Origin of the sequence: Caproiciproducens galactitolivorans (assembly GCF_004768785.1) — a bacterium.
Classification (GTDB): domain Bacteria; phylum Bacillota; class Clostridia; order Oscillospirales; family Acutalibacteraceae; genus Caproiciproducens; species Caproiciproducens galactitolivorans.
Genome location: NZ_SRMQ01000005.1, coordinates 79011 through 91681, shown reverse-complemented (window position 1 = coordinate 91681; position 12671 = coordinate 79011). Strand labels below are relative to the sequence as shown.

Genomic DNA, 12671 nt, shown 5'->3' with positions numbered 1-12671 from the left:
AATTAAAATACTTAACAATTTTTACAGAATAAGCATAAAAAATTTATGAAAATTTAATTTCTTTATTTTACTATTAAAAGATGATGGTTACTTTACTTTTACGCTTTCGTGTGCTAAAATCATGTCTTACTAAAAGATTAAGAGGTGAAACTGTTTGAATTCTAAAATTAAGGATGATAGTGTTGACTTTCTATTTAAAGCAATTCTTACTTTAAAAACAGTAGACGAATGTTATAATTTTTTCGAAGATTTATGTACGGTTCCGGAAATTAAAGCAATGTCCCAGCGCCTTCTGGTTGCCCATATGCTGAGCACAAAAAAAGTATATAGCGATATTGTCGCGCAAACCGGTGCTTCAACCGCCACGATCAGCCGTGTAAACCGTTCCCTGAATTATGGATGCGACGGGTATGCGCTTGTCTTTAATCGGCTGGAAAACGGTACGGAGTCAGAATGAGTTATTCTGCCTTTGCCCGTTATTATGACAACCTTACGCAAAATGTTGGCTATTCGGAAAGGGCGGACTATATTTGTGCTTTGCTGAAAAGGTTTAAACATGATGCCGGGCTAACGCTTGATTTAGCCTGCGGCACGGGCAGTCTTACCATTGAGCTTGCCAAACGCAAGATAGACGTGTATGGGATTGACGCCTCTGCCTCCATGCTTTCTGTTGCGCAGCAAAAGGCGGCGGAAAATGGTTTACAACTTCTGTTCCTTTGCCAGAAAATGCAAAATATCGACCTGTACGGCACCGTAGATACGGTAATCTGTATGCTTGACAGTATTAATCATTTAACATCGGAACGCGACGTACAGAAAACTTTTTCGCGCGTATCGCTCTTTTTAAACCCGGGCGGGTATTTTCTGTTTGATATCAATACATTGTATAAACATCAATACGTACTGGGAAATCATACCTTTGTTTACGATACGGACGAGGTTTACTGCGTCTGGCAAAACAGCTTTGACGAAAAAACAGGCCGCGTAGGTATCATGCTGGACTTTTTCGAACGGGACGGCTGCACATACCGAAGGGCTTCCGAACATTTTTACGAACGAGCCTACGATATACAAAAGATTCTTTCCATGCTGACACAGGCAGGATTGGAAACCGTTGGTTTATTTGACGACCTCAGTTTTGAAAAGCCGGGTGATCAGGCGGAACGGATAGTCGTTGTGGCAAAAAAAGTTTAAAAGGATTTGTTTATATGGATCGAATTATCAGATGTCTCACTTCCGACGGAGGAATTATGGCGGCGGCAATTGATTCGACTTACCTTGTTGCTACCGCCCAGCAAATTCACAAAACCAGCGCGGTTGCTACAGCCGCACTGGGAAGGCTGCTTACCGGGACTTCCATTATGGGTTCCATGTTAAAAAAGGAAAACGCTACGGTAACGCTCAAAATAAATGGAAAAGGCCCGCTCGGAAGTGTTGTCGCTGTTGCTGACAGCAAAGGAAACTGCCGTGGATACGTTGACCATCCCGAAGTGGAGTTGCCGCTGAAAGCAAATGGAAAGCTGGATGTCGGCGGAGCTGTAGGGAATAACGGTATTTTGGGTGTTATCCGTGATTACGGGGAGGGCAGGCCTTATATCGGACAGGTAGAGATTCAATCAGGGGAAATTGCAGAAGATATTACAAATTACTATGCGGTCAGCGAACAAATCCCTACTGTCTGCGCATTGGGCGTTTTGATTGATAAAAAAGACATTCGCCGGATTTTAGCCGGCGGAATGCTGATTCAGGTGCTGCCCGGAGCAAATCCGGAAGATATCGACAGACTGGAAAAGAACGTTCAGGATCTGGAACCCGTTACTTCCATGCTGGCAAAGGGAATGGGCATTGAAGAAATGTGCAGAACGGCTTTACATGGTTTTGAAATGGAGATTCTTGACGAGTTCCCGGTCAGTTACGTCTGTAACTGTAGTTTGGAACGGGTGGAACGTGCGATTTCCACATTGCCTGCTGAGGAAATTCTTTCTCTCGCAGGGGAGGATGGGACTGCAGAAGTAAAGTGCCAATATTGCGGTCATGCGTATCCGTTAACGGAGCAGGATTTAAACCGCATTGCCGCTCAGAAAACAAAAAAATGAAAAAATTGCAGGCAAAGTGTTGACAATTGCTACAAGATATAGTATTATATAACACGTCGCTGATAACTGCGACACAGAATGGGAGCATAGCTCAGCTGGTTAGAGCACCTGCCTTACAAGCAGGGGGTCATAGGTTCGAGTCCTATTGCTCCCACCATAGGATGGCTCGGTAGTTCAGCTGGTTAGAACGCTAGCCTGTCACGCTAGAGGTCGTCGGTTCGATCCCGATCCGAGTCGCCATTTGCCTCTGTAGCTCAGTTGGTAGAGCAGGGGACTGAAAATCCCCGTGTCGGTGGTTCGATTCCGCCCGGAGGCACCAAACACGCGAACGTAGCTCATCTGGTAGAGCGCCACCTTGCCAAGGTGGAGGTAGCGAGTTCGAGCCTCGTCGTTCGCTCCAAAAATTGGCGTCATAGCCAAGTGGTAAGGCATGGGTCTGCAAAACCCTGATTCCCCAGTTCGAATCTGGGTGACGCCTCCAGAATTATTAAATAATCACCAATGATTGCAATAAAGTGTCATTGGTGATTATTTTTGCATATTCTCGTATGAACGCAGTACTGCTAAAAATCGCCTATTCGCGATGATGATTCGCCTTTCGGGTACAGTCGGAGGGGATACTATTTTACTTTATTTTTGTGAAGTAGAACCTTGAAAGATTTTAAATATAATGTTATACTGCTAACAATAAGGTGGTGATATGAATTGAATGACCACGAATTACTTATAAAAATTTACGAAGATATGCAGGGCGTGAAAACGCAAGTTCATTCTGTCGATATACGGCTTACCGGTATGGAAGGACGACTCTCCAGCATGGAGGGGCAGCTTTCCAATGTGCAAGAACGGCTTTCCAATGTGGAAGGACGGCTTACCGGCGTAGAAGGGCGACTTTCCGGTATGGAGGAGCGGCTTACCGGTGTGGAAGGACAACTTTCCGGTATGGAAGAACGGCTTACCGGCGTGGAAGGGAGACTTTCTGGTGTGGAGGAGCGGCTCTCCAATGTGGAAGAACAGCTTGCAGAGGTTCAAGAAGATACAAAAATTACCCGCACCGCAGTAAATACGATTCTCGACTGGGCGGAAGATCCCAGTATTCAGACAACACCACTCTTTAAAAAAGCAAAATAAATTTTCAGTCCGCCTTTTCTGGATTTGTGTCAGAAAAGGCGGACTTTTTAGGCCCGGCAACTTATTTCATACATATCCAAAATCATCCCTTGCATATAGATGTCGCATGGGGTGATTGTCTTGAAATCGTCCAAAAATTATTTTGTCCCGATCGCTATTTTAATTTTAAGCTGCCTCGTATTTTTATTATTATCCTACATCTCTTATGATAAAATAGATAAAATGGCGTCTGCGCTAGCTGAAAAGCGAAATCCGACTATTGTCATTGACGCGGGACATGGAGGGGAAGATGGAGGGGCCGTCGGCAAATCAAAAACGTTGGAAAAGGACATCAACCTGAAGATCGCACTGCAATTGGAACAGCTTTTCAAAGCCTCCGGTTTCCATGTTGTTATGACAAGAACAACCGACGAATCGATCTGTGACGAAAATTTAGATACGGTGAGGGAGCGGAAGGTAAGCGACATTCATAACCGACTGAAAATCATTGAAGCGCAACGAAACTGTATTTTTTTAAGCATCCACCAGAATCATTTTACCAGCAGCCGCTATAGTGGCGCGCAGATTTTTTATTCGCAAAAAAATGAGGGAAGCAAAGAGCTTGCGGAAAGTATAAAAAGCCGCATTGTCGAACTGTTGCAACCGGAAAATAAGCGCGAAACAAAACCGGCCACAAGCTCAATCTATCTGTTATGGAATTCAAAGGTAACTGCCGTAATGGTTGAATGTGGGTTTCTTTCCAATGAATCGGAGGCGGAAAAACTCAACAATCCGGTTTACCAAAAGCAAATGGCCTTTGCCATCTACAGCGGCTTCCTTGATTACTATCATTCAAAGCTGTAACAGCTTGTAATTGGTATTCGCATCGTCTATAATTTTAGATATAGAATCAGAAAAACGAGGATTAAAATATGGCGAAATCAAAAAGTATCTATATTTGTTCAGAATGCGGTTTTGAGTCGGCAAAATGGTATGGCAAATGCCCCGGCTGTGGCCAGTGGAACAGCATGAATGAGGAATTCCGGGAACCCGCCGCTTCAAAAAACGCCGGAACATCTGTGGTACACAGCCTAAACAAGCCCATTTCCATTAATGAAATCAGTACCACAGATGAAGAGCGTTACCACACCGGGTTGAGCGAGTTGGACAGAGTACTCGGCGGTGGAATTGTAAAGGGTTCGCTGATTCTCATCAGCGGTGAGCCGGGAATCGGAAAATCGACGATCCTTTTACAGATCTGCGAATACCTTGGTCGCTCGTTAAAAATACTGTATGTATCCGGCGAAGAGTCAAGCAGACAAATTAAGCTTCGTGCCGCCCGTTTGGGCGTAAAAAGCGAAAACCTTTATATTTTAACCGAGACGGATGTACAATGTGTTATCGAACAAATGCGGACGCACAAACCGGATTTAGTGATGATTGACTCCATTCAGACAATGAACTATATCGATTTGAACTCGTCTCCCGGCAGCGTTACACAGGTGCGCGAATGCACAAACGCTTACATGCGCGCCGCAAAGTCTTTGGAAATCCCTACTATCCTTGTCGGCCATGTCAATAAGGACGGCGCGATCGCCGGGCCTAAGGTGCTTGAGCACATTGTGGATGCTGTTCTTTATTTTGAAGGTGACCGTCAGATGTCCTACCGGATTCTGCGTGCTGTCAAAAACCGTTACGGTTCAACGAATGAAATCGGCGTTTTCGATATGGACGACCAAGGGCTGCATCAGGTGGACAACCCTTCGCTCGCCCTTCTTTCGGGGAGACCTAAACATGTATCCGGAACCTGCGTTACCAGTATTCTGGAAGGATCCCGACCGATTCTTGCGGAAATACAGGGGCTGGCCACAACTACGGGGTTTGGCAATCCAAGGAGAATGTCTACCGGCTTTGACTACAATCGGATGTCATTGCTTCTCGCTGTTTTAGAAAAACGCGCAGGTTTCTATTTTTCGAATTTGGACGCGTATATCAACGTGGTTGGCGGATTAAGGCTGGATGAACCTGCGGCTGATCTTGCGGTAGCCATGGCGCTGGTTTCCAGCTTAAAGGATGTTCCGATCAGCGACAACGCGATTGTATTCGGTGAAATTGGCCTTGCAGGAGAAATCCGCTCCGTAACCCACGCGGAAGCGCGGATCAACGAAGCGGAACGGCTCGGTTTTACCAAATGCATTTTGCCTTACCACAGCCTGAAACAACTGCATTCCCAGCCAAAAAGCATCCGGCTGATCGGGGTTAAAAACGTGAGGGAGGCGTTTGAGGCTTCATCGGATTTGTAACCGAGTTTCGCGGAGTGACCTTAATGCAGTGCACACAGCCGTCCCCGGTATAATTTGTGATCGCAGATGGCATTTCAAGGCTGCAATAGCCGTCATGCTGATAAAGGCAATCTTCATCACATTGTATGATGCTCATATATGTTCACCTCAGCAATATTTTGGGGAACATGAGCGAAAATTATTCACAGGATTCCGAGAATTGATACTAATATTTTCTTCCCCGATTTCACAAAATAAGTTGGAACGGGGGGAAATCAATGAAAAGAAATGTAATGTTAATTGCCTTTACAACATTAACCCTTGCCGCTATCTTCACTTGGGGCGAAATTTCCCGTAATTCCGCCATTCCAGTAAGTGTTGTAAAGGTATATCCACTTACAGTTGATGATTCCGTAATCTGTAGCGGCAGGGTAGAAAGGGTTTCCGAACACCATGTCTTTTCACCATCCGCAGCATATGTCAGCCGGATTTTTGTAAAAACCGGGGACGTCGTTTCCGCTGGACAACCGTTAATGGAAGTCCAGACTTTGGACAGCGATCTCTGCGGAGTTGAAGACGAATTGCAGTCTGAAACAGACTTTTCCGGTGGGTTTCAGCAAAATATCAAAACAAAGACCGTTACATCGCCCTATGCTGGAGAAATCCTATCGCTAAACGCTTTAGAACAAAGCTATATTCAGACCGGCCAGCCGGTTGCGATTATTTCAGACAACCCCGCTCAGCTCCAGATCCGGCTTTCCGTAAATGAATCCCAGATATCCGATATAAAGACAGGGCAGAAGGCAATTATTACCGGCGTCGGTTTTAAAAATACCGCTTATACCGGCGTTGTCAAAGAAATTTCTTCCGATGCAAAGCAGGTCCTTTCAAAAAGCGGCGAAGAAACCGTTGTAGAAGTAATTGTAAGCGTAGACAAAGCGGGCGGTGAAATTAAACCCGGCTACACCGCAAAGGCAAAGATTATTACTTCTGAAAACGAAGGGGTTCTTATTGCCCCATACGAAGCTGTCAGAGCGGATAAAGACGGGAATGAGTATGTTTTCAAGTTAAACGGGAAAAAGGCCGTAAAAACGCCTGTAAAAACAAACAGAGAGTTTGACAAAGGCTTTGAAATAACAAGCGGCATCTCAAAAAATGATGAAATTATAAATAACCCGGATTCCGTTTCCAACGGCTCTTATGTAGTACCAGTCAAAAGAGGGACGGTGAATTCGGGTGATTGATTATGTTAAATCCGCGTTCCGGAACCTTCAAAGGAAACGCGTCCGGACTTCCTTAACCATATTCGGGATCGCAATTGGTGTTTCCTCCGTAATTATTGTCGGAAATATCAGTCGATGCGGCACAACGGCGCTCAGCACGGAATTGGAAAGCCTAGGCTTGAGCGGCCTGACAATATCGGCATCCCAGGACGCCGGTTCCGTTTCCCTAAATGAAACCGATTTGAATATTATTAAACGCTGTGACCAGGTTGAGCAGGCGACACCCATCCTGGTAGAAAGTACAGAGGTAACGGCAAGAAAAATCCGTACGAAAGCGATTTTGTGGGGAATCGACACAAAAGCAAATCAGATTATTTCCATTCATCTGCTTTACGGACGGATGTTTAATAACGAAGATATCCGGGATGGCGCAAATGTGTGCCTTGTGGACGAAGCTTTTTCAAAAAGTACGTATTTCAGAAGCAATATTATCGGGAAAACAGTCACCATTCTGTGCGGGGGAGCGGAAGAGAATTATAAGGTAATCGGTATTATAAAGACTGGCAGCGGTCTGCTGCAAAATATTATCGGAAATTACATTCCAACTTTTGTGTACGTACCTTATACCACCGTTCAAAAGGCTTCGGGCAAGGATTATTTTGACCAAATTGCGGTAAAGATTAAATCCGGCGGAAACGTTGACCGCATAGGGCAAGCGATTGTTGATAAACTGGATCGAAACAAGTGTTCAACGGGTGCGTTTGTTTCCAATAATCTGGCAAAACAAAAGGACAGCCTGACGAATATGCTGGATATCATCACTTTAATTCTTACAGCGGTCGGTTCGATTTCGTTATTTGTGGCCAGCCTGAGCATTATGACGGTCATGCTGGTATCTGTCAACGAGAGGACGCGGGAAATCGGCATAAAAAAAGCAATTGGCGCAAAACGCAGCTCTATTATGCTGGAATTTATGTTCGAGGCAGTCCTGATTTCCTTCATCGGCTGTATCTTCGGTTTAGCCGCAGGTTATCTTATATCCTATGCCGGTGCAAATTATTTCGGCATGGCGCTGAATATACGGGGGGATGCGGTTTTGCCGGTGTTAGCGTTTTCCATTCTTTCCGGAACGATTTTCGGGATTTATCCGGCTTATAAGGCGTCGAATATGAAGCCGGTTGACGCGCTCAGACAGGAATAGAGGAAAAAAGATATGCGTTTTATCCATTCTCCGAATTTACCTGAAGCGGACGTGGCGCTGGCGGCCATGTCCGGTACATATCCGAAAATAATCGATGCGCTTCGCAAACGGAATATTACTGTTTTACCGGTAAGGCCATGTAAAAATTTGAGTTTACCGGTTTGCACCCATGCAGATATGCTCTGCCATCCTTTAGGAGATACCGCCATCGTTGTCGCGAAGGGAGAGGAATATCTAAAAACAGCATTGGAGCATTACGGATTTTATCCCGTATATTCCCATTCGAATCTTGAAAAAAACTACCCCAAAGACGTAGCTTTAAATGCCGCCCGCATCGGCGCAAAATTAATCGCAAATTCAAAGACATTGGATGCTGTGATCGTGGATTATTGCGGCAAAAAGCAAATTGCAATCCTTTCTGCAAAACAAGGATACGCAAAATGTTCTTCGGTTATTGTTAGTGAAAATGCAATCATTACAGAAGATGCCTCCATAGCGGCTTCGGCGGCCCACGCAAACATGGAGGTCCTGAAAATCAGACCCGGTTTTGTTGCGCTACCGGGGTATGAATACGGCTTCCTTGGCGGCGCATGCGGTATGATTGGGAAAAACAGGCTTGCGTTTGCCGGCACTATTGAAGCGCATCCCGATTATTTGAAGATCAAAGCATTTTGTAACCATAAGAATGTGCAGTTAATCTCTCTTACAAAAGATCCTTTAACCGATGTCGGCGGGATTCTTCCGTTAAAAACATTCGGATAGCGCATAAAGTTTACCACATTTTCTGCCAAAGAATCGTTAGAATAGAATGTCTTTGCAGGGGTAAAATTAATTTTATAGTGATCTTTTTGAAAGGATGGGAATAGAATTCTTTCATAATCAATAATTTGAATAGATGGATGATAGTATGATTGAGAATGGAAGAGTGTTAACGGGATGTGATACCTGTGACTATAGTAGATACGATGCCGAATTGAATTGCAGAATCTGCGGGGCCGGATTAGAACAGACCACGGACGGATGCCCCAAATATAAAATGAGTTATCCATGCTTTTGCCAAAACCACGCACAGTATGATAAATATACAGGGCTTGCTAAAAATTTAAAGTTCGGACTGTAAAAAGGAAGAAATGGAGTAGGAGTTCTTGACATTCCTAAAAAAAAACAATACAATTATACAAAATGAATATTTTGTATAATTAGGGTGGGTGCAAAAATGGAGTTGACTGAATTATGAAGCCCGAACTTTTAGCGGAAGCTCCGCCGATCATCAAGGAATTTTTAGGATATATGGGAACGATCAGAGGAAAATCTCCGAAAACGGTCGAAGAATATTATTTTGATCTGCGTACTTTTTTCCGCTATATCAAGCAAAAGCGGAATCTGGTACCGCCCAATACCAAATTCGAAGAAATCCGTATTTCTGACGTAGACCTTGCTTTAATTAAGACCATTACGCTGACCAATGTTTACGAATACATGAACTTTCTGGCAACAGAGCGAAATAACCTAGCTTCAACCAGATCGAGGAAAGTATCCAGTCTCCGGACTTTTTTTAAATATCTAACAAATAAGACCGGAAAACTGGATACCAACCCGGTCCAAGAACTGGAAACGCCGAAAGCGAAAAAATCCCTCCCAAAATACCTTACGCTGGAACAATGCCTGGAACTGCTTTCTAAAGTGGACGGGTCAACAAAAGAACGGGATTACTGTATTCTAGTGCTTTTTTTAAATTGCGGAATGCGTCTTTCGGAGCTTGTCAGCCTGAATTTAAACGATGTAAACCATAATAAAAAAACAATACGCATCGTCGGAAAGGGAAATAAAGAACGGATTGTCTATCTGAACGAAGCCTGTATTGACGCCATTAACCGTTATATTACAGTACGCCCGAAAGATGCGCTGATTGACAAGAACGCACTATTTATCAGTAAGCAAAGGAAACGGATCAGCCCGAAAACCGTCCAGTATCTTGTAAAAAAATATCTTTCTGAAATTGAACTGGAGGATTATTCCGTACATAAGCTCAGACACACGGCCGCCACATTGATGTACCAGCACGGGCACGTCGATATTCGCGTTTTAAAGGACATTTTGGGCCACGAAAATTTAGGCACTACCGAAATCTATACGCATCTTTCCAACGAACAGATGGCGAATGCGTCGGAGGCAAATCCCCTTTCGCATGTTAAACAGCGAGAGCCGCTGAAAATCCAGATAAAGAACAAAAAAGGACCGGTATAACCGATCCTTTTTTAATGTTCTACCCCAGTTTTGCCCTGGGATGGCAACTGTTATAAACTTTTTTAAAATGGTCGTTTAACAAATGCACATATACCTGTGTCGATGAAATATCCGCATGTCCAAGCATTAGCTGAATATCCTTCAGTTCGGCGCCGTTTTCCAGCAAATGCAGCGCAAAAGAATGGCGGAGCGTATGCGGTGTAATTTCCTTTACAATCCCCGCGCTTTCCGCGTAGCCCTTTACAATTTTCCAGAAGCCCTGGCGTGTAAGCCTGCGCCCGTTCAAATTGGTGAACAGGGCATGTCCCCCATCCGGCGTGATAATCAGGCTTCTGACATTCTGTATATATTCCGCAACGGCATTTACTGCCGCAGGATATACCGGAATCAATCTTTCGTTTTTCCCGCTGCAGCATTTCAGTAATCCGTTATGTAAGTTCATATCCTCTAAATTCAAATCAACCAGCTCGGAAACCCGGATTCCGGTTGCGTACAGCAGTTCCAGCATGGCCTTGTCGCGGCAGCCCTTTGGTTCGTATCGATCCGGCTGCGCCAAAAGCAGCTCGATTTCCTTGCCGCTCAATATTTGCGGCAGTTTTTTGACCGGTTTTGCCACGTGTATCGCTTTCGCGGGATTACTCGTCATCTTATTGTTGATCATCAAAAACTGAAAAAAGCTACGGATGGAAGCAACATTACGCGTGATTGTGGCGTTTGATTTCTTTGTTTCAATCAGCCTTTTCACATAGGCGTTCATCCATTCCGTATCTACTTTGCATGGGTCGCTCAGCCCGTTTTCCTCCAGAAAAGATAAAAAATGTTCCACATCGCGAATATAAGAATCCAGTGTGTTTGCAGACACCGCTTTTTTATTGATTAGATAATCGCTGTAATCTGCACAGTAGTCGTTCATCTTGTTCTATCCCCTCTATTTAAAAGAAAACATACCCGCAAAACATCCCGAAAACAGGACGTCAAAAACAGCTGCCGAAAATGCCACCGTCAAAATCGCGCCGAAACGCAAGACATAGGGCTTCATTTTTGGCGGGCCGATTGCCTTTTTTCCGGCCCCGGCGCTGCATGAAGCGATCACGCGGGAAAATCGGGCTCCTTCCTTCGCCGCAAGCAAAATCGCAATGCAGCAGACAAACGCTCCCGGTAAAATAACTGATAAATTGAAAAGCACTCCTTTTCCTCCGTAAGCCGCATATAAATAGCCCGATGTCAAGCCCAGCCCGAATCCGCGGAAGAAAAGGACCGCAGGAATAAAAAGCATGCCCCACATGGAAAGGCCGCAAAGAAAACAAACAAATATAAAAAGGAATGAGGAAGCAAAAGACGCTGAAAAAACAGTAGACATTGGTTGTCCGGCCCTTGATTGAAAATTACTGTAAAATAGAAAATCCAGTTTTTTCAGTGTAATCATATCCGCGTTTCTGGCAAAAACTGCGCCGAATGCCATACCGCAGATTAAAAATACAGAAAAGAATACCAATTCCCGGTTCTCGCGTAAAGAATCCATAAAAATTCTGCCGTTTGCAGCAGCATTTTGTTTCAGTCTATCTGCGTTTACAGCCATACTCATGCACCCCCTTAAAAAGTGTATGAGTACAAACTGTCTTATATGATTATTTCCCCAGCTCTTCGGCTCTTTTTGTACAGGCTTTCATTGCCTCGTCCACGATTCCTTCAAAATGATGCGCATAAAACACATCCAGCGCTTTTAAAGTGGTGCCCCCCGGCGACGATACCATCTTTATCAGCGATTCCGGCGTTAGACCCGGCTGGCGCAGCATTTCCGCACTCCCTTCAAATGTCTGGCAGATCAGCTCCAACGCTGTTGCGGCATCAATCCCCTGCTTCACCGCGCTGTCCATCATCGCTTTGGCAAACAGGTAAACATAGGCAGGACTGCTGCTGTTTACGGAAATGACTGCGTTCATTTGCTTTTCATCCAATACGGTTACGGTACCGCACGCGGCAAAAAGAGACTGCACCAACTGAAAGTCCTCATCGGCAACATTGGCTGTTTTGCACATGGCCGTAGCGCCTTTTCCGACCAGGAGCGGCGTGTTCGGCATCGTCCGGATGACCGGACAGTTGCAGCCAAGCTCTCTTGTAATGTAACTCGTGGAAATACCCGCAGCGATCGAAACAAATAAAATCCGGTCATTTACAAAAGGTTTCAGATCCGCTAAGACTTCAGAAAAATTCTGAGGTTTTACCGCCAGAAAAAGAATGCTGCAGTTTTTCACCAGCTCGTCAAGGGAAGGCACACTCTGAATTCCTGCTTTTTTCTTTAAAGCCTCGCTCTTTTCCGTGTTGATATCATAAACGTAAATCTTTTGCGCAGGGAACGTTTTTGTACCGACGATTCCGTTTATGATTGCCCCGGCCATATTGCCGGCGCCAATAAATCCCAATCCTTTTTCTTCCAATTCAAACACCGCCTTGTAAATAATACTATAAACCATTTCCAGCCGCTTCGCAATATAAAAATATTCATTTCATT

General features: G+C 44.6%; 13 protein-coding genes and 5 tRNA genes. 15 read left to right on the top strand and 3 right to left on the bottom strand.

Features of this window, described 5'->3' with window-relative positions:
• Positions 1–154 precede the first annotated feature (154 nt).
• From CAGA_RS07115 to CAGA_RS07045, 15 genes are all read left to right on the top strand, one after another.
• Positions 155–457, top strand: a complete 303-nt coding sequence (locus CAGA_RS07115) for a YerC/YecD family TrpR-related protein (RefSeq protein WP_135659265.1) — start codon at positions 155–157, stop codon at positions 455–457.
• Positions 454–1194, top strand: coding sequence for a class I SAM-dependent DNA methyltransferase (locus CAGA_RS07110; RefSeq protein ID WP_135659263.1), 741 nt, complete (start codon positions 454–456; stop codon positions 1192–1194). The genes CAGA_RS07115 and CAGA_RS07110 overlap by 4 nt, the downstream gene beginning before the upstream one ends.
• A gap of 14 nt (positions 1195–1208) precedes the next feature.
• On the top strand, positions 1209–2096 hold the full coding sequence (gene hslO / locus CAGA_RS07105; protein ID WP_135659261.1) for an Hsp33 family molecular chaperone HslO: 888 nt from the start codon (positions 1209–1211) through the stop codon (positions 2094–2096).
• 80 nt (positions 2097–2176) lie between these two features.
• Positions 2177–2253 (top strand) — tRNA-Val (locus CAGA_RS07100).
• A 6-nt stretch (positions 2254–2259) separates the two neighbouring features.
• A tRNA-Asp gene (locus tag CAGA_RS07095) sits at positions 2260–2336 on the top strand.
• A gap of 3 nt (positions 2337–2339) precedes the next feature.
• Positions 2340–2415 (top strand) — tRNA-Phe (locus tag CAGA_RS07090).
• A 5-nt stretch (positions 2416–2420) separates the two neighbouring features.
• Positions 2421–2496: transfer RNA gene (locus tag CAGA_RS07085), tRNA-Gly, on the top strand.
• A gap of 6 nt (positions 2497–2502) precedes the next feature.
• Positions 2503–2577: transfer RNA gene (locus tag CAGA_RS07080), tRNA-Cys, on the top strand.
• A gap of 224 nt (positions 2578–2801) precedes the next feature.
• Positions 2802–3227 carry a hypothetical protein gene (locus CAGA_RS07075; RefSeq protein WP_135659259.1) on the top strand — a complete coding sequence of 142 codons (426 nt, stop codon included), beginning with the start codon at positions 2802–2804 and terminating at the stop codon, positions 3225–3227.
• A 120-nt stretch (positions 3228–3347) separates the two neighbouring features.
• Positions 3348–4070 (top strand): N-acetylmuramoyl-L-alanine amidase, encoded by a 723-nt coding sequence (locus tag CAGA_RS07070; RefSeq protein ID WP_243112974.1) that lies wholly within the window; start codon positions 3348–3350, stop codon positions 4068–4070.
• Positions 4071–4138: 68 nt separating this feature from the next.
• Positions 4139–5509: a DNA repair protein RadA gene (gene radA / locus CAGA_RS07065; RefSeq protein ID WP_135659254.1), complete on the top strand. Its 1371-nt coding sequence runs from the start codon at positions 4139–4141 to the stop codon at positions 5507–5509.
• A gap of 257 nt (positions 5510–5766) precedes the next feature.
• Positions 5767–6732, top strand: coding sequence for an efflux RND transporter periplasmic adaptor subunit (locus tag CAGA_RS07060; RefSeq protein ID WP_135659252.1), 966 nt, complete (start codon positions 5767–5769; stop codon positions 6730–6732).
• On the top strand, positions 6725–7912 hold the full coding sequence (locus CAGA_RS07055; RefSeq protein ID WP_135659250.1) for an ABC transporter permease: 1188 nt from the start codon (positions 6725–6727) through the stop codon (positions 7910–7912). Before CAGA_RS07060 ends, CAGA_RS07055 begins: the two co-directional genes overlap by 8 nt.
• Before the next feature lie 12 nt (positions 7913–7924).
• Positions 7925–8674 carry a DUF6873 family GME fold protein gene (locus CAGA_RS07050; protein WP_135659247.1) on the top strand — a complete coding sequence of 250 codons (750 nt, stop codon included), beginning with the start codon at positions 7925–7927 and terminating at the stop codon, positions 8672–8674.
• Positions 8675–9145: 471 nt separating this feature from the next.
• Positions 9146–10159: a tyrosine recombinase XerC gene (locus CAGA_RS07045; protein WP_135659245.1), complete on the top strand. Its 1014-nt coding sequence runs from the start codon at positions 9146–9148 to the stop codon at positions 10157–10159.
• Between the two features lie 19 nt (positions 10160–10178).
• Here CAGA_RS07045 and CAGA_RS07040 read toward each other — a convergent pair whose 3' ends face one another.
• Genes CAGA_RS07040 through proC form a run of 3 tightly spaced genes read right to left on the bottom strand, consistent with a single transcriptional unit; the run spans position 10179 to position 12633 of the window.
• Positions 10179–11072 carry a site-specific tyrosine recombinase gene (locus CAGA_RS07040; protein WP_135659243.1) on the bottom strand — a complete coding sequence of 298 codons (894 nt, stop codon included), beginning with the start codon at positions 11070–11072 and terminating at the stop codon, positions 10179–10181.
• A gap of 15 nt (positions 11073–11087) precedes the next feature.
• Positions 11088–11738, bottom strand: coding sequence for a stage II sporulation protein M (locus tag CAGA_RS07035; RefSeq protein WP_243112973.1), 651 nt, complete (start codon positions 11736–11738; stop codon positions 11088–11090).
• Positions 11739–11787: 49 nt separating this feature from the next.
• Positions 11788–12633 (bottom strand): pyrroline-5-carboxylate reductase, encoded by an 846-nt coding sequence (gene proC, locus CAGA_RS07030; protein ID WP_135659241.1) that lies wholly within the window; start codon positions 12631–12633, stop codon positions 11788–11790.
• Positions 12634–12671: the final 38 nt, after the last annotated feature.

Bases quoted from the DNA above. Each gene is read 5' to 3' on its own strand.
- CAGA_RS07035 (WP_243112973.1), bottom strand. From the start codon at position 11,738: ATGGCTGTAAACGCAGATAGACTGAAACAAAATGCTGCTGCAAACGGC.
- hslO (WP_135659261.1), top strand. From the start codon at position 1,209: ATGGATCGAATTATCAGATGTCTCACTTCCGACGGAGGAATTATGGCG.
- CAGA_RS07060 (WP_135659252.1), top strand. From the start codon at position 5,767: ATGAAAAGAAATGTAATGTTAATTGCCTTTACAACATTAACCCTTGCC.
- CAGA_RS07050 (WP_135659247.1), top strand. From the start codon at position 7,925: ATGCGTTTTATCCATTCTCCGAATTTACCTGAAGCGGACGTGGCGCTG.
- proC (WP_135659241.1), bottom strand. From the start codon at position 12,633: ATGGTTTATAGTATTATTTACAAGGCGGTGTTTGAATTGGAAGAAAAA.
- CAGA_RS07040 (WP_135659243.1), bottom strand. From the start codon at position 11,072: ATGAACGACTACTGTGCAGATTACAGCGATTATCTAATCAATAAAAAA.
- CAGA_RS07110 (WP_135659263.1), top strand. From the start codon at position 454: ATGAGTTATTCTGCCTTTGCCCGTTATTATGACAACCTTACGCAAAAT.
- radA (WP_135659254.1), top strand. From the start codon at position 4,139: ATGGCGAAATCAAAAAGTATCTATATTTGTTCAGAATGCGGTTTTGAG.
- CAGA_RS07045 (WP_135659245.1), top strand. From the start codon at position 9,146: ATGAAGCCCGAACTTTTAGCGGAAGCTCCGCCGATCATCAAGGAATTT.